21 protein-coding genes are annotated in these 16,354 nt (G+C 48.8%); 12 read left to right on the top strand and 9 right to left on the bottom strand.

Annotated features, from left to right (window positions below; genetic code table 11):
* The first annotated feature begins 17 nt into the window (after positions 1-17).
* A complete protein-coding gene (gene guaB / locus OXN82_RS01935) occupies positions 18-1,499 on the top strand; it encodes an IMP dehydrogenase (protein WP_013295411.1) in 1,482 nt (493 codons plus the stop codon).
* A 26-nt stretch (positions 1,500-1,525) separates the two neighbouring features.
* A complete protein-coding gene (locus tag OXN82_RS01940) occupies positions 1,526-2,125 on the top strand; it encodes a molybdenum cofactor guanylyltransferase (protein ID WP_321211743.1) in 600 nt (199 codons plus the stop codon).
* Here the strand turns inward: OXN82_RS01940 and OXN82_RS01945 are convergent.
* The 7 genes from OXN82_RS01945 to OXN82_RS01975 all read right to left on the bottom strand — a co-directional run bounded on the left by OXN82_RS01945 (position 2,115) and on the right by OXN82_RS01975 (position 6,811).
* Positions 2,115-2,318, bottom strand: coding sequence for a pseudomurein-binding repeat-containing protein (locus OXN82_RS01945; RefSeq protein ID WP_013295413.1), 204 nt, complete (start codon positions 2,316-2,318; stop codon positions 2,115-2,117). The genes OXN82_RS01940 and OXN82_RS01945 overlap by 11 nt on opposite strands.
* A 180-nt stretch (positions 2,319-2,498) precedes the next feature.
* Positions 2,499-3,119 carry a hypothetical protein gene (locus OXN82_RS01950; protein ID WP_321211744.1) on the bottom strand — a complete coding sequence of 207 codons (621 nt, stop codon included), beginning with the start codon at positions 3,117-3,119 and terminating at the stop codon, positions 2,499-2,501.
* Positions 3,120-3,275: 156 nt separating this feature from the next.
* Positions 3,276-3,842, bottom strand: a complete 567-nt coding sequence (gene cbiT / locus OXN82_RS01955) for a precorrin-6Y C5,15-methyltransferase (decarboxylating) subunit CbiT (RefSeq protein WP_321211745.1) — start codon at positions 3,840-3,842, stop codon at positions 3,276-3,278.
* Positions 3,843-3,929: 87 nt separating this feature from the next.
* Complete coding sequence (locus tag OXN82_RS01960; protein WP_321211746.1) at positions 3,930-4,499, bottom strand: UbiX family flavin prenyltransferase; 570 nt, start codon at positions 4,497-4,499, stop codon at positions 3,930-3,932.
* Positions 4,500-4,611: 112 nt separating this feature from the next.
* Positions 4,612-5,832: an HD domain-containing protein gene (locus OXN82_RS01965; RefSeq protein ID WP_321211747.1), complete on the bottom strand. Its 1,221-nt coding sequence runs from the start codon at positions 5,830-5,832 to the stop codon at positions 4,612-4,614.
* A gap of 10 nt (positions 5,833-5,842) precedes the next feature.
* Positions 5,843-6,274: a molybdenum cofactor biosynthesis protein MoaE gene (locus tag OXN82_RS01970; protein WP_321211748.1), complete on the bottom strand. Its 432-nt coding sequence runs from the start codon at positions 6,272-6,274 to the stop codon at positions 5,843-5,845.
* 9 nt (positions 6,275-6,283) lie between these two features.
* A complete protein-coding gene (locus OXN82_RS01975; protein ID WP_013295419.1) occupies positions 6,284-6,811 on the bottom strand; it encodes a nicotinamide-nucleotide adenylyltransferase in 528 nt (175 codons plus the stop codon).
* A 179-nt stretch (positions 6,812-6,990) separates the two neighbouring features.
* Between OXN82_RS01975 and OXN82_RS01980 the strand changes: the two genes are divergently transcribed.
* The 4 genes from OXN82_RS01980 to OXN82_RS01995 all read left to right on the top strand — a co-directional run bounded on the left by OXN82_RS01980 (position 6,991) and on the right by OXN82_RS01995 (position 9,945).
* On the top strand, positions 6,991-8,697 hold the full coding sequence (locus OXN82_RS01980; protein WP_321211749.1) for an ABC transporter ATP-binding protein: 1,707 nt from the start codon (positions 6,991-6,993) through the stop codon (positions 8,695-8,697).
* A 4-nt stretch (positions 8,698-8,701) separates the two neighbouring features.
* Positions 8,702-9,253, top strand: coding sequence for a flavin reductase family protein (locus tag OXN82_RS01985; RefSeq protein WP_321211750.1), 552 nt, complete (start codon positions 8,702-8,704; stop codon positions 9,251-9,253).
* 10 nt (positions 9,254-9,263) lie between these two features.
* Entirely contained in the window at positions 9,264-9,659 is a 396-nt protein-coding gene (locus OXN82_RS01990) for a universal stress protein (protein WP_147671023.1), read from the top strand.
* A 97-nt stretch (positions 9,660-9,756) separates the two neighbouring features.
* Entirely contained in the window at positions 9,757-9,945 is a 189-nt protein-coding gene (locus tag OXN82_RS01995; protein ID WP_370005135.1) for a hypothetical protein, read from the top strand.
* 61 nt (positions 9,946-10,006) lie between these two features.
* Here OXN82_RS01995 and OXN82_RS02000 read toward each other — a convergent pair whose 3' ends face one another.
* Entirely contained in the window at positions 10,007-12,463 is a 2,457-nt protein-coding gene (locus tag OXN82_RS02000; protein WP_321212132.1) for a right-handed parallel beta-helix repeat-containing protein, read from the bottom strand.
* Positions 12,460-12,717 (bottom strand): hypothetical protein, encoded by a 258-nt coding sequence (locus tag OXN82_RS02005; protein WP_321211751.1) that lies wholly within the window; start codon positions 12,715-12,717, stop codon positions 12,460-12,462. Before OXN82_RS02005 ends, OXN82_RS02000 begins: the two co-directional genes overlap by 4 nt.
* Before the next feature lie 322 nt (positions 12,718-13,039).
* On the opposite strand from OXN82_RS02005, the gene OXN82_RS02010 reads away from it, so the two are divergent.
* Genes OXN82_RS02010 through OXN82_RS02035 form a run of 6 tightly spaced genes read left to right on the top strand, consistent with a single transcriptional unit; the run spans position 13,040 to position 16,351 of the window.
* Positions 13,040-13,201, top strand: coding sequence for a rubredoxin (locus OXN82_RS02010; protein ID WP_013295425.1), 162 nt, complete (start codon positions 13,040-13,042; stop codon positions 13,199-13,201).
* An 11-nt stretch (positions 13,202-13,212) separates the two neighbouring features.
* Positions 13,213-13,374: a rubredoxin gene (gene rd / locus OXN82_RS02015; RefSeq protein WP_013295426.1), complete on the top strand. Its 162-nt coding sequence runs from the start codon at positions 13,213-13,215 to the stop codon at positions 13,372-13,374.
* On the top strand, positions 13,375-14,544 hold the full coding sequence (locus OXN82_RS02020) for an FprA family A-type flavoprotein (protein ID WP_321211752.1): 1,170 nt from the start codon (positions 13,375-13,377) through the stop codon (positions 14,542-14,544).
* Positions 14,534-15,052, top strand: a complete 519-nt coding sequence (locus OXN82_RS02025) for a ferritin (RefSeq protein ID WP_048174980.1) — start codon at positions 14,534-14,536, stop codon at positions 15,050-15,052. The genes OXN82_RS02020 and OXN82_RS02025 overlap by 11 nt, the downstream gene beginning before the upstream one ends.
* Positions 15,053-15,055: 3 nt before the next feature.
* Entirely contained in the window at positions 15,056-15,742 is a 687-nt protein-coding gene (locus OXN82_RS02030; protein ID WP_321211753.1) for a peroxiredoxin, read from the top strand.
* The gene (locus tag OXN82_RS02035) at positions 15,743-16,351 is read left to right on the top strand and encodes a superoxide dismutase (protein WP_321211754.1); all 609 of its coding nucleotides are present in this window, start codon (positions 15,743-15,745) and stop codon (positions 16,349-16,351) included. It begins immediately after the preceding gene.
* The last annotated feature ends 3 nt before the right edge of the window (positions 16,352-16,354 follow it).

Below are 16,354 nucleotides of genomic sequence, written 5' to 3' on the forward strand. Positions count from 1 at the left end.
CTCTCAGGTGGTTAATAATGTACACGAAAAAATTGAAGGAAGCAGAAACCGGTTACACATTTGATGATTTTCTCCTTCTTCCCCAGGCATCATATGTGGAACCGAAGGATGTGGAGACATCTGGAAGGGTATCAAGGAATATCAGACTCAAAATACCCATAATAAGCTCTGCGATGGACACCGTTACAGAGTACGAGATGGCCATCGCAATGGCCCAGGAGGGCGGAATGGGTGTTATCCACAGGAACATGAGCATCAAGGACCAGGTGGAGCAGGTCAAGAAGGTCAAGAGGTCCGGTGACCTCACCATAAGGGATGTTATAACCATATCACCGGACTCCACCCTCAGGGAGGCCCATGAGATAATGGATCAGGAGGAGATCAGCGGGCTGCCCGTGGTTGAGGATGGAATACTCATAGGTATAATAAGCCGGAGGGACATTGAGCCCATATTCAACTCCGAGGCCGACAGGAAGGTTGACCAGGTGATGACAAGGGATGTCGTCACGGTTGATGAATCGGTAACCCCATCAGAGGCCCTTGACATAGCCTACGAGAACAAGGTTGAAAGGCTCCCTGTTGTGAAGGACGGGAAGATCGTTGGTATACTCACCATGAAGGATATACTTGAGAGGAAGAGGTACCCCAATGCATCAAGGGACAGTGAAGGTTACCTCATGGTTGCAGCAGCCACAGGGCCATTTGACCTTGAAAGGGCCCATGCGCTTGATGAGGCAGGGGCAGATATACTGGCAATTGACAGCGCCCACGGACACAACATGAACCTTGTTAAGAGCGCCGGGAAAATGAAGAGGGAGATAGACGCGGACCTCATAGTGGGTAACATCGCAACCAGGGAGGCTGCAGAGGACCTCATCGCACAGGACGTTGATGGCCTCAAGGTTGGTATAGGTCCCGGGTCAATGTGCACCACCAGGATAATTGCAGGTGTGGGCGTGCCGCAGCTCACCGCCATAGCCGAGGTGGCTGATGTGGCAGCAGAGTACGATGTTCCTGTGATCGCCGATGGTGGTATAAGGTACTCAGGGGATATTGCAAAGGCAGTGGCAGTTGGGGCGGACTGTGTCATGCTCGGAAACCTGCTTGCAGGTACCTATGAGGCCCCGGGAGACGTTGTTGTTATGAATGGCCGTAAGTACAAGCAGTACCGTGGAATGGGGTCCCTGGGTGCAATGACAGGCGGTATAGGTGCCGGGACAGACAGGTACTTCCAGGAGCCCAAGGGCCACATGAAACACACCAAGGTCGTCCCTGAAGGTGTTGAGGGCGTTGTCCCCTATAAGGGAACGGTGAGCGAGGTCCTGTTCCAGTTAATCGGAGGTCTCAGGGCCTCAATGGGATACTGCGGCGCCGCAGATCTCGGTGAGATGAAGGAGAAGGCAAAGCTTGTGAGGATAACCTCAAGCGGTATCAAGGAGAGCCACCCCCACGACCTCCTCATAACCAATGAAAGCCCAAACTACCCCACCCTCAAATAAATCATTTTTTCTGTAATTTCAGATCAATGAAGAACCGTGAACTGAACTCCGCTGTGGTCCTCTGCGGGGGAATGGGCAGGAGAATGGGATCAGATAAGGGCCTTCTTGTGATGGATGGAAGGACCTTCATTGAGATAATAACAGATAGGCTGCTGGAATATTTCACTGAGGTTGCCGTGGTCCTCCGTGACAGCAGGCAGGCAGGTAATTACAGGGATCTTCTTGATTCCAGTATCAGCGTCCTCACAGATGAGGTGCCGGGTGTCGGCCCGCTGGGGGGTATATTCACGGCCCTTGGAAGAATATCAGGTTCCGCGGCCCTCTTTCTCCCCTGTGACTCCCCCCTTGTTACCCGGGAATTTCTCCTGAATATGAAGGATGCCTTCAGGGTTATGGGGGATAGGTGTGATGCCATTGTACCCTGCAGGGATGGTTTACTTGAACCACTGCACTCAATCTACTCGGTAAAAGTAAGGGACCATATAGAGGGTCTGCTCGCCAAAAATGAAAGGAGAGTTAGGGTTCTCCTTGACTCCATTGAATCCTGCCGCCTAGACGCTATCAGTCTGGATCCAACCCTTCGGAGTTTCAGGAACTTCAACCGACCGGAGGACCTCAGGATCTGATATCAACTGTGCGGGGATTCCTTCCCATCTCAAGAACAAACTTATTTACCCTCTCGATCATGTCGATGTAGTGTTCTTTGTGGATTTTCTTCCCATCGACGAGGGCATATTCCGGTAAAGACCCGTACAGATTCTTGAATTCAATTATCTCATTAACCATTTCCCTATACTGCTCAAGGGTCAAACGTTCCATGGATACCAACCATTGGAGTTTTTTTATAATCTCTCCGTCATAATATATAAGTTATGCGATTTTATTTTCAAAACAAGGCATTATTAAAAATTTAAATTAAGATATGAATACATGAGTATCCTTATATTCCTCTTTATGGTGTCTCCGTGCCATGGTAAATTCTCCAGTGTACTGAGATCATCACTCAAGAATTTCCACCCTTGCATCCCTGTTGAAGGGGTTCTTCCTCACGGCAAGTGAGAAGAGGTAGGGGTAGTTTTCACTGAGGTGTTCCATGTATCCCAGCCACTCAGAAACAACGGCAGAGTAGGCCCTCTGGAGGTCACCGGCCAGGTGCTCATAGTCTGTGGGAGGTAGAGATGAGAGGTCCTCTCGTGCCTCGAGTTCCTCCATGAGATGAAAGACCGCCCAGAGCATGTCTGTGAAGCTTTCATGCTCAAGTAGATTGGGGTTTTCAAGAAGCCCCAGAAGAAACTTCCTCCGGGACGTTAGGAAAACTTTCAGGTACTTGAGGAGTTCAACACTTTCAGGTGAACCCAGCTCAAAATCAAATTCGCATCCCCTTATCTCACTGAGCATTCCCTTAAAGTCATCTGGACTCCATGATGCATCTATCTTAAGTTTTGATGCAATCCTATCTGTATTTGACTCGAAGGGGGATACCCTCTTGAGGAATTCGGTGCCCACCTCACTGAAGAACGCCCCCACGACCATGTTGAGTTTCTCGAGTCTCTCAACAAGTTCCCGCCGGGATATGGCGGCCTCCACGATTATGACCACTATAAGAATTTCCAGGGGCACAAATGCAAGGTCTATACCGATATAGAATAGTTCAGTCTCGGGTTTATGGAATATGAAGTAGAGGAGAAGGTAGATGGATGATGATACAAGTACAAGCAGAATCCCCAGCCTGAATTTCCAGTTTAGCCTTGAGTTCCTACCATCACCCTGAGAATCTTAATCTGAATTCTCCGTGTAAATCACTGCAATGGGGTTCTTTGAAACCATCATGGTCCCTCTTTCAAGCACACGACCCCTTGTTATGCTCAGCTCGGTTATGTTAACGTCAAATCCAAGCTCCTTCAGGTACTTAACGGCCTCGCACCTTGTCTCAAGGAGTATTGCGGTTATAAGGATCCTTCCACCATCTCTAAGTTTATCTGTAACCACTTCGAGTATTTCCCCCAGTCTACCGCCGCTTCCCCCGATTACAGCAATGTCCAGTGCATCAATTTCAGAGAGAGCTTCCACCGCATCACCACATATCAGTGTGACGTTATCCCCCAGCCCATGCTTTTTAAGGTTCATCTCCGTTGTTGAAATTGCATCGGGGCTTTTATCGATTGCATAGACCCTTCCAGCCTTCCTTGAAAGTTCAAGGGTCACTCCACCGGTTCCACACCCCACATCAACCGCTGTGTCCCCTTTCCGGGGCTCTGCAAGGCACATGAGGAGGCACCTAACCTCCATGGCTGTTGGTCCCGGTACAGAGGGGTTCTTTATGAATTCATGGTCAGGTATCAACTCACACCACCGTTGCATTCGCTTTAAGGCCTTTTCATATCCTCACTTTTCTGTGAATAAGTGTATTGTGAACAGGAAGTACTGGCTTTAAGGCCTTTTCATATCCTCACCGCTCCACCTTCTGAAGAGTTCATTCTCTATCCCCAGGACGTCCAGCACCTTACCAGCTATGAAGTCGGCGATTTCCTCTATTGATGATGGTCTGTGGTAGAATCCGGGCATTGCAGGGAGTATTATACCCCCCTCCCTTGAAACCCTCAGCATGTTCTCAAGGTGCACGCTTCTAAGTGGAGTCTCCCTTGGCACAAGGACCAGCTTACGCCTCTCCTTGAGACACACGTCAGCGGCCCTTGTGAGTGCATTGCCTGCATATCCATTGGCTATCGCTGATAGGGTCTTCATTGTGCACGGCGCTATGACCATGGCACTGAAACTGGAGGAGCCACTGTTAACTGCTGATGTGAAGTCATCAGAATCAAAGCACTCATCAGCCATCTCCTCCAGGGTTTCAGGGTCTCTTCCAAGTTCGTATCTGATTATATCACGTGCAGTATCGGTTATCATGAGTCCAACATTTTCCCCGGCGTCCTTCAGGGCCCTGAGTATTCTATCCCCGTAGATAACGCCACTTGCACCTGTCATTGCCAGTATTATCATCTGAATCACTTCTGAGTGTTTTTATGTATGATCATTCTTTTTTGATGAGAATTTATCTGATTGAGGTATCCTGGAGGGTTTTATTTTGTTATCCGCCATGATAGGGTATTATTTATCGGAATTTGAGGTAATCAGGTACCGTGAGGCGGAGCTGCCTGGGGTGTGATGGTCTTCTCTCAGGGAGATCCATGTAGTCGTGGAGGCTGAATTCCCTGAATGCTGTGGCGGATTCACGGGGCACGTAGACACAGATATCTGCATGGTTGAACCTCGCCTCCTTCAGCGCCCCCACGAGACTTGATATATGGCTCAGGTTCACAATGGAGTCCCCAACAGAAACCTGGGTCCTCATCTCATCAAACGCAGGGTACTCGGGAAGGTTAACCACAACATAATCAGGGTCCAGGTCCATGTCATCTGCAATTTCCCTCTCGGCCTTTCTTATCTCAGCATCTGTGATCCTGAATACCCTGTGGGGGTCCTCGAGTTCATTGAGTTTCACAGAGTCCACGGTCTTGAGGAGGTCACGGTTATCCAGTCTCCGTATCATATCACCTGCAAGTCCATCCTGCTCCCTGCACATTACGATGAGGTCCATGTCGTCATACCGGTATATCCTGGACTCATCAAGCACCCCCTCAGATATGAGGCTCCTGAGGCACCTCCTGAACATGGAGTTCACGATCCTCGTGGTGTGGTGCTGGTAGACGCTGGGATACATGAAGTACCTTGCAAGCAGGGCAGACTCTGCGGCCTGAACACCCTTCCTGTCAAGGACAAGGTCGTTCTCCATCTTCATATTGTATATCAGCCTTTCAACGTCTATTATACCGTAGGCCACCCCTGTGTAGTGGGAGTCCCGCAGCAGGTAATCCATCCTGTCAACGTCAAGCTCCCCGTTGATTGCCTGTCCAAGGACCCCCTCACCCCTCAGTATCCTCATAACCTGTTCAAGGTCAAACTCCTCTGATATTATCTCACCGAGCACAGATTCCCTTATGAGTTCTCTTGTGAGGCTCTCATGGGACCTTTCAAGGACGCCCTCTGATACATGGGAGAATGGACCGTGACCCACATCATGGAGGAGGGCGCAGAGCCTCAGTATGCTCTTCTTTTCAGGTCCAAGGTTGAGGTGTTCTGCCAGTCTCGATGCCAGGTACATGGCCCCTATGGAGTGTTCGAACCTTGAATGGTTTGCCCCGGGGTATATCAGATTCGTGAATCCCAGCTGCTTTATCCTCCTGAGTCTCTGAAACTGGGGTGTGTCAACAACCCTCACCTCAAATTCGGTGAGTTTCAGGTTACCGTGGACGCTGTCCCTTATGAATTTCATTTTAAGACTCCTAGCCGCCTGACATGATAACGTTCCTGCCGCTGGTGGTGTACTCCTCCTTTTTGAAGTCTATTTCATATTTTGTCCTCTCGATTATCTCTTTAAGGGCATCAAGGGTTTCCCCGCGGTGGGGTCCTGCAACAGCCACCATGAAGAGGGTCTCTGATACGTAGAACTCCCCAACGTAGTGCACAACCGCCACGTCCCTCACAGGGTACTTCTCCATCACATCCTCCACTATCCCCTCCAGTTCCCTCTGGGCCTTTTCAATGTCAGGTGTTGTGAGTACAAGTTTCTCTGTCCTCTCATCATCAACACCACGGACGATACCCTCAAAGGTGAACACTGCTCCGCATTCATCAAGGTAGGGGCTCTTCTTCACATGTTCAAGGAGGTCATCCATTCTGAAGACCTCCTTTTCATCTGTCACCATGACCATCATCTCTGACACCTACACCAGTTCACTAACTTCCTTTTTTGCAAGGTGTTTTATTCTTTCAACACCATTTATTTCCTCTATAACCTCAACCACCGAGTCTGGAAGGAGTGAGCGCCAGTCACCATCATCCAGCATCCTCCGCCTCACCTCTGTCCCTGAGTACCTGTCCCTGTAGAAAAGGGGGGGTGCAGTCACCTCATAGCCGTCCTCACTGAAGAGCCTCTGGACAAGGGGGTTTCCACTGTATACCCTGTCAAATGGGGGTGTCAGCATCTTTATATGTGCAACCCAGAGGGCGTTGCACTCTATATCCTGGACAGGTATGATGTAGTAGCTTGATGCGGGGATACCGTTCTCACTGAGTGCCTTGGTCAGCATCATCACCCTCTCACCGGCGGTGAAGGGGTCCCTGAGGCTGTGGCTCAGCTGGGCGCTCCCGATACATATTATGAGTTCATCAACCTCCCCGAGCACCCTCTTTATAACCTGGAGGTGTCCCCGGTGGAATGGCTGCATCCTTCCAACCAGCAATCCCCTCATTCATATCACCGCATAAAGGTTATTATGTCAGTAAAACTATTAGAACTATAGTGGTTCTAGTATATATTCATGGCAGCACGTTGCTGTAACGATTGGATGAAATTTTCACTGGCAGTTTTTCAGTCACTGCCATGAGATCTGGTATCTTTGAACCTTGAAGGAATGGTTGCGGTGATGCAATGATAAGGGTGGAGAACCTCACAAAGACCTATAAACTTGAGAATGGAGATGAATTCAGGGCACTTTCTGATGTTAACCTTGAGGTTTCTGAGGGCGAAATACTGGGAATACTTGGAATGAGCGGTTCAGGTAAGACGACACTTCTGAGGATCCTGAGGGGTGTTGAACCCTTTGATTCAGGGAGGATAACCCTGGATGATGTAACCGTTGAGGCTGATTCTGGACAGTACTACTTCTCAAAGCTCAAAAAGAAGACTGCGATTCACCTCCAGAGGTCATTTGGGCTCTGGTCGGAGACCGCCCTTCAGAATGTCATAAGGAAGCTGTACGCTGCAAAATATGGTGACGAGTCCATGACGGACTTTGACTTCGCCTATGATGAATTCGGTGAAGAGGCAATGGAACTCCTAAGGGTGGTTGGACTCGACCACAAGGCCGAGCACTTTGCACCTGTCCTCAGTGGTGGCGAGAAGCAGAGGCTCATAATGGCCAGGCAACTTGCAAAAAAACCCAGGGTACTCCTTCTTGATGAACCCGCAACCATGTCATGCCCGGGGACAAAGCAGGAGATACTGGATGCCATAAAGAACATCAACAGGGAACTGGGGGTCACGGTGGTGCTGGTTTCACACCTTCCTGAAGTCCACGAGTACCTTGCAGACCGCCTGGTTCTCATGGAGGACGGGCGCATCGTTGATGAGGGGGAACCCGGGAGGATTATAGAGAGGTTCATGAGGGACATTGAGCCCCCGGTTGACTACACACCCCCCAGCTCAGAGAGGGAGATCCTCAGGGTCAGGGACCTGGCCAAGAGGTTTGTACTCCTCAAGGGCGGGGCAGTTCTTGAGATGAGGGATGTTAACCTTGATATCAGGGAGGGTGAGATAGTATCCATAATAGGGCCCAGCGGGGCCGGCAAGACGGTGCTCCTCCGGATGATCGGTGGACTGGATCTTCCTGATGAGGGTACGGTGGAGTTCAGGCTCAACAGTGAATGGGTTAACATGCATGAACCTGGCGTTAAAAGGATGGGTGTAAGGAGGAAGATGGGTTTCATGCATCAGGAGTTTGCCCTTGTACACCACGCCACCATAAGGAGCCAGATAGCTGCAAGGCTCGGTGTTAAGGGTGAACATGTTGTTGCAGAGGCAAGGAAGAGGGCCGAGGAGCTTGGGATAAGCGATATGGTCCTTGATGTGCTCTACCAGCTCACGGATCTTCCTGAAACAGAGGCCCGATACAGGCTTGAGAAACTTGGCCTCTCACCTGAGATACTTGAGGAGCTCTTCCCGAGTTTCCCTGACAGTGAGGTTAAGAAGTACGCTGAGCCCATATTCAGGGCCCTGGACCTCCCCATGGACATACTTGACAGGAAATCCTATGAGCTCTCAGGGGGTGAGCGGGTGAGGGCGACCCTTGCACTTGTCCTTGCATCAAGGCCCGATGTCCTTGTCCTTGATGAGCCGTTCGGGGACCTTGACCCCATAACACTCAGGATGGTTTCAAATTCCCTCAAGAGGATCAACATGGAGTTCGGGACAACCATAATCATGGTGAGTCACCATGTGGATTTCATAAGGGAGCTCAGCACGAGGGCTGTGATGGTTGAGGACGGCCGTCTTGTAATGGACGGGGAACCAGATGGCCTCTGCGACGAGTTTGTTGAAAGGAGCCATGCAAAATACCTTCAGAGGGTTAAGGGGTGATATAGTGGAATTTGAGAATTTTCCCGTTGAGAATGCACACAGAATACTTACTCCAAGGCCAACGGTCATTGTAACAACGGTGGATGGGGATGGGAATATAAATGCGGCCCCATTTTCCTTCACCATGCCGGTGTCAATTGACCCCCCAATCGTGGCGTTTGCATCTGCACCTAACCACCACACTGCAGTGAATGTTGAGGACACACATGAGTTTGTACTTAACATAACGCCGGTGGATATAATTGATGAGATGTGGATAACCGCCAGGGATCTCCCGGCGGGTGAGAATGAACTTGAGGCCGCGGGTCTTAACTGGATTCCCTCAGAGAGGGTTAAGCCCCCTAGGATAGCCGAGGCGGTTGCGCACCTTGAATGTGAACTCCTACGGATGTGTGAGGTTGGCGACCACAACCTCATAGTGGGCTCAGTTGTGAATGCATCGGTCTGCTCTGGGTGCATAAGGGATGGGCTCCTTGACGTTGAATCGGTTAAGCCAGTCCTCCATGTGGGTGGCACAGTGTTTGTTGTGGGGGATCATGTGAGGCGGATTGAATAGGTGATCTGTGATGTTTGAGAGGATCATGGTTCCAACCGATGGTTCAGAGTATGCAGCAAAGGCAGAGGACCTTGCCATTGAACTTGCAGGGCGTCTGGGGTCCGTGGTTGTTGCTGTGCATGTTATTGATGAGAAGCTGATCTACCCCTTTGATGTCCTTGAGGATGAGGGAAAGGAGATCCTGGCGGCTGTGCAGAGAAAGGGCAGGGAGGCCGGTGTCCAGGTGGATGAGGTCCTGGTATTTGGGAGCCCGGCGCATGATATGAAGAAGATCTCTGAGAAGACAGGGGCGGATCTCGTGGTTATCGCATCCCATGGGCGTTCAGGTCTTGAAAAGCTTCTGATGGGCAGTGTGGCCGAGACCACCCTCAAGACGGTTGAGGTACCGGTACTACTTGTTAAATAAACCTTCCTTTTTTGCTCACCGAAAGGTATATATAAAGGGTATATCATTATTTGATATATCAAAATTTGATATATAGTATTTCGATGTATGAGGTGTTATGTTGAGAAGAGTGTTTAGAGGAATCAGGGAGTACCTTACGGACTGGAAGAACCTGTTAACCCATACCGTTGTGGGTGTGCTTATACTTGCAGTTGCGGTTTATGCCCCTGTAAGTCCCTATGTGAGGATGGGTTTTGTTGGGTGTGTTGTGGGCTTCAATGTGGTGAGGATGAAGTATTTTGACTGAAAAAATTAACATTTCATTTTTATTCTGTTTTCCTGATAAAAAAAATGTAAAATGGGGTTTTTTAGATACTCACGTAGCTGGGGAGTTTCCTGTAACTTCCATAAAATCCCAGGACTTTGCTGTAGAGGTAGACGAGTCTTGTGAAGGGTATTTTCCCATGTCTGGTTGTTGCGTATTTGGGTGCCGTTCCGTATCTGTTTATTGAGTTTCTTATGGTGATTGCTGTGGATATGTAAAGTGATTTTGAGAGTCTGATTGATCTGGTGGTTCCTGTTGAGCCTGTGTAGCCTACGGTTCGTGTGCTGAGTGGTTTCAGGTTGCCTGCGTTGATCTGGATGGTTGCACGTACAAGGAGGTCCAGGAGCTGTGCCATTGTGAATTTTTTTCCTGAGATTGTCACTGAGGATGGGAGTCTTTTGTAGCGTGCATAGTATTTTATGACAGAATTTGCAGTTCCTGAAAGCTGATTTATTGTTATACCTGCAGTTACCAGTTTAGGTGGGAGTGTTCCGATGGTTACATTGTAATGGCCAGGTTGGGTGATTGTTAGTGTGAATTCGATTATTTTTGTTTCTCCGGGGTTCAGGGTGGTTGTCTGGTTTTGTATGGATCTCTGGTTTACCTTGAGGATTGCTGTATAATCGCCTGCAAAGTCTCCTGTGTTGGTGATCATGGCTTTGATTCTGATGTTTAGTGGTGTTATTCCGGTTGTGGGTGTGACTGTTAAGTTGCCTAGTGCGAATGTGGCTGGTTTCAGGACTGTGACTGTGGTGTTTACTGTTTCGTTGTCAACTTCGGCACATACCGTGGCAACACCCCTCGTGTTTAGGCCGGTTAGTGTTGAGGTGGCGGTGCCATCTGTGAAGTTTGTGTCTTCTATCGAACCGAGGGTTGTGGAGAAGTTTGCGGGACCTGTGTACGGGATTAATCCTTCAGATGGATCATGCAGTGCTCCGTTACTGTCGTGCTGGAGGTCCGCGGTTATCTGTGAGTTTCCACCTATTAGGACTGTGCCAGGGTTGGCATTGATTCTCAGGACGATCCATGGGTTGTATGTTACACTTCCTGAGACAAGGATTGAGAAGTCTGGAGTGTTGGAGCCCCACCAGTTGAATCGGGCATCCACAGCACTATTATTTGCGTAGACGTTTATCCCGGTCTGGTCCGGGTTGTTGAATATCCGGCAGAACATGATTCTGGCGGGTTCTGGGCAATCACGCACAATTATTGCTCCAGCAAGGGGTGCTGTGTTGTTGGTGAGTGTGGTGTTTGTTATTGTTAGTGTGGAATTAGTAACTACTTCTATTGCTCCTCCTTGTCTATTTGCTGTGTTGTTGGTGAGTGTGGTGTTTGTTATTGTTAGTGTGGAGGATGAATATGTGATTATTGCTCCTCCTTGTCTATTTGCTGTGTTGTTGGTGAGTGTGGTGTTTGTTATTGTTAGTGTGGAGGATGAATATGTGATTATTGCTCCTCCTTGTCTATTTGCTGTGTTGTTGGTGAGTGTGGTGTTTGTTATGTTTACGTTTGAGAAATTATCTGCGTATATTGCTCCCGCTACATTGGTTGCTGTGTTGTTGGTGAGTGTGGTGTTTGTTATGTTTACGTTTGAGAAATTATCTGCGTATATTGCTCCCGCTACATTGGTTGCTGTGTTGTTGGTGAGTGTGGTGTTTGTTATTGTTAGTGTGGAATAAGTAACTACTTCTATTGCTCCCGCTACATTGGTTGCTGTGTTGTTGGTGAGTGTGGTGTTTGTTATTGTTAGTGTGGAGGATGAATATGTGATTATTGCTCCTCCTTGTCTATTTGCTGTGTTGTTGGTGAGTGTGGTGTTTGTTATTGTTAGTGTGGAGGAATAAGCTGCTTCTATTGCTCCCCCATAGTTTGCTGTGTTGTTGGTGAGTGTGGTGTTTGTTATGTTTACGTTTGAGAAATTATCTGCGTATATTGCTCCCGCTACATTGGTTGCTGTGTTGTTGGTGAGTGTGGTGTTTGTTATTGTTAGTGTGGAATAAGTAACTACTTCTATTGCTCCCGCTACATTGGTTGCTGTGTTGTTGGTGAGTGTGGTGTTTGTTATTGTTAGTGTGGAGTATGAATATGTGATTATTGCTCCTCCATAGTTTGCTGTGTTGTTGCTGAATGTGCTGTTTGTTATTGTTAGTGTGGAGGAATAAGCTATTTCTATTGCTCCTCCATAGTTTGCTGTGTTGTTGGTGAATGTGCTGTTTACTATATTTACATTTGCACAACCTGCGTATATTGCTCCCGCTACATTGGTTGCTGTGTTGTTGGTTAGTGTGCTGTTAATTATCGTTACTGTGCAGAACTCTGCTAATATTGCCCCCCCATTTTTTGCTGTGTTGTTAAAAAATAGGCAGTTTTCGATTGTTAGGGTTGGGTTTTCTATTACTATTGCAGATTTATCGTTTGAGTAAGCATCCCTGATTGTTAAATTTGATAATTTGGAGTCCTTTGTGATTGTGAATAATCTTGGAGTTCCCTCCAGTTTTATGACGGTACCCTCTTTGACTGGCCAGTAATTGTCAGTTTCTTGTCGATGTTCACGTTCCTGTTATCTGGACCGGTGTATTCGCCGTCTGCAAGCCATATAACATCATTGTCTGCGGCCGATCCAGTTGCATTCCTTATACTGGCCTTTGCTGCTGCCCATGAGAGTCCGTCATTGTTGTCATCCCCCCCAGTGGCATTAACATAGATATCCACTGCACTGGCCGTACCAGAAAAGGCTATCGCAATAAGACCCACTAAAATTAAAGGAAGATATCTTTTCATTAAATCAACTCTAAGTCTTGCCCGTACCTTTGGTACAATGTATAATATCGTTTCGGGAACTATTAAAGTTTTTTAGAAACCTTTAAATTTAGCCAGAATATTAGAAGGATTTTTTCGCTGAATTTTTAAACCATGTTACTGTTCAGCAATTTATTTTTAGTTTCTCTGACCTCTTGATGGGTCTCCCCTTAAGAAGGCAATTAAAGGTTTTCATGGAAACTCCATAGATAATTTTAAATTTTTAAAGAGTAATAATAATATAGTGTCCCTAAAATTGAAGAGAAAGGTGTTAAACTTGAAAAGATACAAATGCAGGGTTTGTGGATACATCTACGACCCTGAGAAGGGCGAACCAAGGACAGACACACCACCAGGAACACCGTTTGAGGACCTCCCTGAGACATGGAGGTGTCCGTCATGCGGTGCAAAGAAGAAGATGTTCAAACCACTTGACTGAGAGGTGAATAAATGGACAAATACGTCTGCCAGATGTGCGGATACATCTACGACCCTGAAGAGGGAGACCCCACATCAGGGATAGAACCAGGAACAGCGTTTGAGGACCTCCCCGACGACTGGGTATGCCCTGTATGTGGCGTTGGAAAGGACCAGTTCAAGAAGATGGATTAAATGAAAGCCAGAAGAATTGCAGATGGGGTTTACTACACCGGTATCCTTGACTGGGACCGGAGGACCTTTGATGAGCTTGTAGCCCTCCCAAGGGGCACAAGCTACAACTCATACATCGTCTCTGGAAGCAGTGCCACGGCACTCATTGATTCTGCAGAACCCTCAAAGAGCAGTGAATTCCTGGGGATCATAGGGGAAATGGAAACTGACATCGACTACATAATCTCCCAGCACGCAGAACAGGACCACTCAGGTACAATCCCGGAGCTCCTTGACATGTACCCTGACGCAGAGGTCCTGGGGACACCTGCCTGCATTGAACTCCTAAGGGAACTTTTAAGGATCGATGGAAACTTCAGGGCGATTGAGGATGGCGAGACACTCTCCCTGGGTGATAAGACACTGAGATTCATTGTAACACCCTGGGTGCACTGGCCTGATACCATGGTAACCTACCTTGAGGAGGAGCGGATACTCTTCACCTGTGACTTCTTTGGATCACACCTTGCAACATCGGACATCATGGAGGTGCCTGAGGGTTTCCTGAGGGAGGCCAAGAGGTACTACGCCCATATCATGATGCCCTTCAGCCAGATGGTCACATCCAACCTAAGGAAGATCTCGGACCTTGACATATCACTCATAGCACCATCCCATGGCCCACTGGTACCCATACCAGACCTCATAATCGATGCATACAGGAGATGGACCTCAGGGGGCAGTAAAACGGTGATCGCATACACCACCATGCACAGAAGCACAGAGATCATGGTTGAGAGACTCACAGAGAAGCTCATGGAACTCGATGTGAGTGTAAGACCCATCAACGTTGCAGAGTCCGATACCGGGGAATTCCTCACGGAACTCGTGGATGCATCGGTCCTGGTTGTCGCATCACCCACGGTGCTCACAAGGCCCCACCCGGCAGTTGCATCGGCACTCTACCTTGTGAATGCACTGAGACCCCCGGTGAAGCACATTGCATTGATGGGATCCTACGGGTGGGGGACACTCATTGAATCCGAGGTCAAGGGTCTGCTATCCAATCTGAACGTGGAGTACCTTGAACCAGTCCTTGTGAAGGGCCTTCCACGTGAGGAGGACCTTCAGAGGATAGATGAACTTGCCATTCAGATAAAGGAAATAGGGGGTGAATTAAATGGTAAGTGAAAGGATGCAGGAGGCCCTAAACAGGCAGCTCAACGCTGAACTCTACTCAGCATACCTCTATCTTTCAATGGCCGCCTACTATGAGGCCTCTGACCTCCCGGGATTTGCAAACTGGATGCGTGTCCAGGCCCAGGAGGAACTTGCACACGCAATGAAGTTCTACGACTACCTTGTCCAGAGGGGTGCAAGGGTCGTGCTTGAGGAGATAGAGAAACCACCATTTGAGTGGGAGTCCCCACTGGAGGTATCCAAGCATGTCCTGGAACATGAGAGGAAGGTCACGGGACTCATAAATGACCTTGTTGACCTTGCAATCTCAGAGAGGGACCATGCAACCAACAATTTCCTCCAGTGGTTCGTGGCAGAGCAGGTTGAGGAGGAGGAATCCGCGGGTTCAGTGCTCCAGAAGGTGCGCCTTGCATCGGATTCACCAAGCGGTCTCCTCATGCTCGACGCGGAACTTGGAAAGAGGGTTTATAACCCACCAGCAAATGAAAAGGGGGAATAGTTTATGGGGGAGAAGGTATACGAAGTCAGAAAGGTTAAGAAGAAGGGGCGCGGCATGCCCCTCATAGGGGATAAATTCCCTGAGATGGAGGTCCAGACAACCCACGGGTTGATTAAACTCCCGGCCGAATTCAAGGGAAAATGGTTCATACTCTTCAGCCACCCTGCAGACTTCACACCTGTCTGCACAACAGAGTTCGTGGCTTTCCAGGAGGTTTACCCTGAACTGAGGGAACTTGACTGTGAACTTGTGGGCCTCAGTGTTGACCAGGTATTCTCACACATCAAGTGGATCGAATGGATAGAGGAGAACCTTGATACCGAGATCGAGTTCCCTGTGATAGCGGATACAGGGAGAGTGGCGGATACCCTTGGACTCATACACCCTGCGAGGCCCACAAACACTGTGAGGGCGGTATTTGTGGTTGACCCTGAGGGGATAATCAGGGCGATACTCTACTATCCACAGGAACTTGGAAGGAACATCCCCGAGATCGTGAGGATGATACGCGCCTTCAGGGTCATAGATGCCGAGGGTGTGGCTGCACCTGCAAACTGGCCCGATAACCAGCTCATCGGTGACCATGTGATAGTCCCACCGGCATCTGATATTGAAACCGCCAGGAAAAGGAAAGAGGAATACGAATGCTACGACTGGTGGCTCTGCCATCGCAGCATAGGTGGTGATTAGATGGAGAAAAAATTCTATGAACTCCCTGAACTTCCATACCCCTACGATGCCCTTGAACCATACATATCAGAGGAGCAGCTGAGGATACACCATGAGAAGCACCATCAGGCCTACGTGGATGGGGCCAATGGCATCCTCAGAAAACTCGATGATGCCAGGGAGAATGACGAGGAAGTTGACATCAAGGCGGCCCTCAAGGAACTCTCATTCCACGTTGGTGGCTACGTCCTGCACCTATTCTTCTGGGGTAACATGGGACCCGCAGATGAATGCGGTGGGGAACCAGGTGGACGGCTTGCAGAGTACATAGAGAAGGACTTTGGAAGCTTTCAACGCTTTAAAAAGGAGTTTTCTCAGGCTGCTGTGAGCGCGGAGGGCTCAGGATGGGCTGTCCTCACCTACTGCCAGAGGACCGACAGGCTATTCATAATGCAGGTTGAAAAGCACAACGTCAACGTGATACCCCACTTCAGGATCCTCATGGTCCTGGATGTATGGGAACACGCCTACTATATTGACTACAGGAACGTGAGACCCGACTACGTTGAGGCATTCTGGAACATCGTAAACTGGAAAGAGGTTGAAAAACGCTTCGATGACCTCTTCTAACTC

The organism is Methanothermobacter sp. DP, assembly GCF_026692625.1.
Taxonomy (GTDB): Archaea; Methanobacteriota; Methanobacteria; order Methanobacteriales; family Methanothermobacteraceae; genus Methanothermobacter; species Methanothermobacter marburgensis.

What these genes read in the sequence shown, in the direction of transcription:
- OXN82_RS02020 (WP_321211752.1), top strand. Translation starts at nt 13,375, where the DNA reads ATGAAAGCCAGAAGAATTGCAGATGGGGTTTACTACACCGGTATCCTT.
- OXN82_RS01995 (WP_370005135.1), top strand. Translation starts at nt 9,757, where the DNA reads ATGTTGAGAAGAGTGTTTAGAGGAATCAGGGAGTACCTTACGGACTGG.
- OXN82_RS02035 (WP_321211754.1), top strand. Translation starts at nt 15,743, where the DNA reads ATGGAGAAAAAATTCTATGAACTCCCTGAACTTCCATACCCCTACGAT.
- OXN82_RS01940 (WP_321211743.1), top strand. Translation starts at nt 1,526, where the DNA reads ATGAAGAACCGTGAACTGAACTCCGCTGTGGTCCTCTGCGGGGGAATG.
- OXN82_RS01975 (WP_013295419.1), bottom strand. Translation starts at nt 6,811, where the DNA reads ATGAGGGGATTGCTGGTTGGAAGGATGCAGCCATTCCACCGGGGACAC.
- rd (WP_013295426.1), top strand. Translation starts at nt 13,213, where the DNA reads ATGGACAAATACGTCTGCCAGATGTGCGGATACATCTACGACCCTGAA.
- OXN82_RS01980 (WP_321211749.1), top strand. Translation starts at nt 6,991, where the DNA reads ATGATAAGGGTGGAGAACCTCACAAAGACCTATAAACTTGAGAATGGA.
- OXN82_RS01990 (WP_147671023.1), top strand. Translation starts at nt 9,264, where the DNA reads ATGTTTGAGAGGATCATGGTTCCAACCGATGGTTCAGAGTATGCAGCA.
- guaB (WP_013295411.1), top strand. Translation starts at nt 18, where the DNA reads ATGTACACGAAAAAATTGAAGGAAGCAGAAACCGGTTACACATTTGAT.
- OXN82_RS02025 (WP_048174980.1), top strand. Translation starts at nt 14,534, where the DNA reads ATGGTAAGTGAAAGGATGCAGGAGGCCCTAAACAGGCAGCTCAACGCT.
- OXN82_RS01970 (WP_321211748.1), bottom strand. Translation starts at nt 6,274, where the DNA reads ATGATGGTCATGGTGACAGATGAAAAGGAGGTCTTCAGAATGGATGAC.
- OXN82_RS01945 (WP_013295413.1), bottom strand. Translation starts at nt 2,318, where the DNA reads ATGGAACGTTTGACCCTTGAGCAGTATAGGGAAATGGTTAATGAGATA.
- OXN82_RS02030 (WP_321211753.1), top strand. Translation starts at nt 15,056, where the DNA reads ATGGGGGAGAAGGTATACGAAGTCAGAAAGGTTAAGAAGAAGGGGCGC.
- OXN82_RS01960 (WP_321211746.1), bottom strand. Translation starts at nt 4,499, where the DNA reads ATGATAATACTGGCAATGACAGGTGCAAGTGGCGTTATCTACGGGGAT.
- OXN82_RS01965 (WP_321211747.1), bottom strand. Translation starts at nt 5,832, where the DNA reads ATGAAATTCATAAGGGACAGCGTCCACGGTAACCTGAAACTCACCGAA.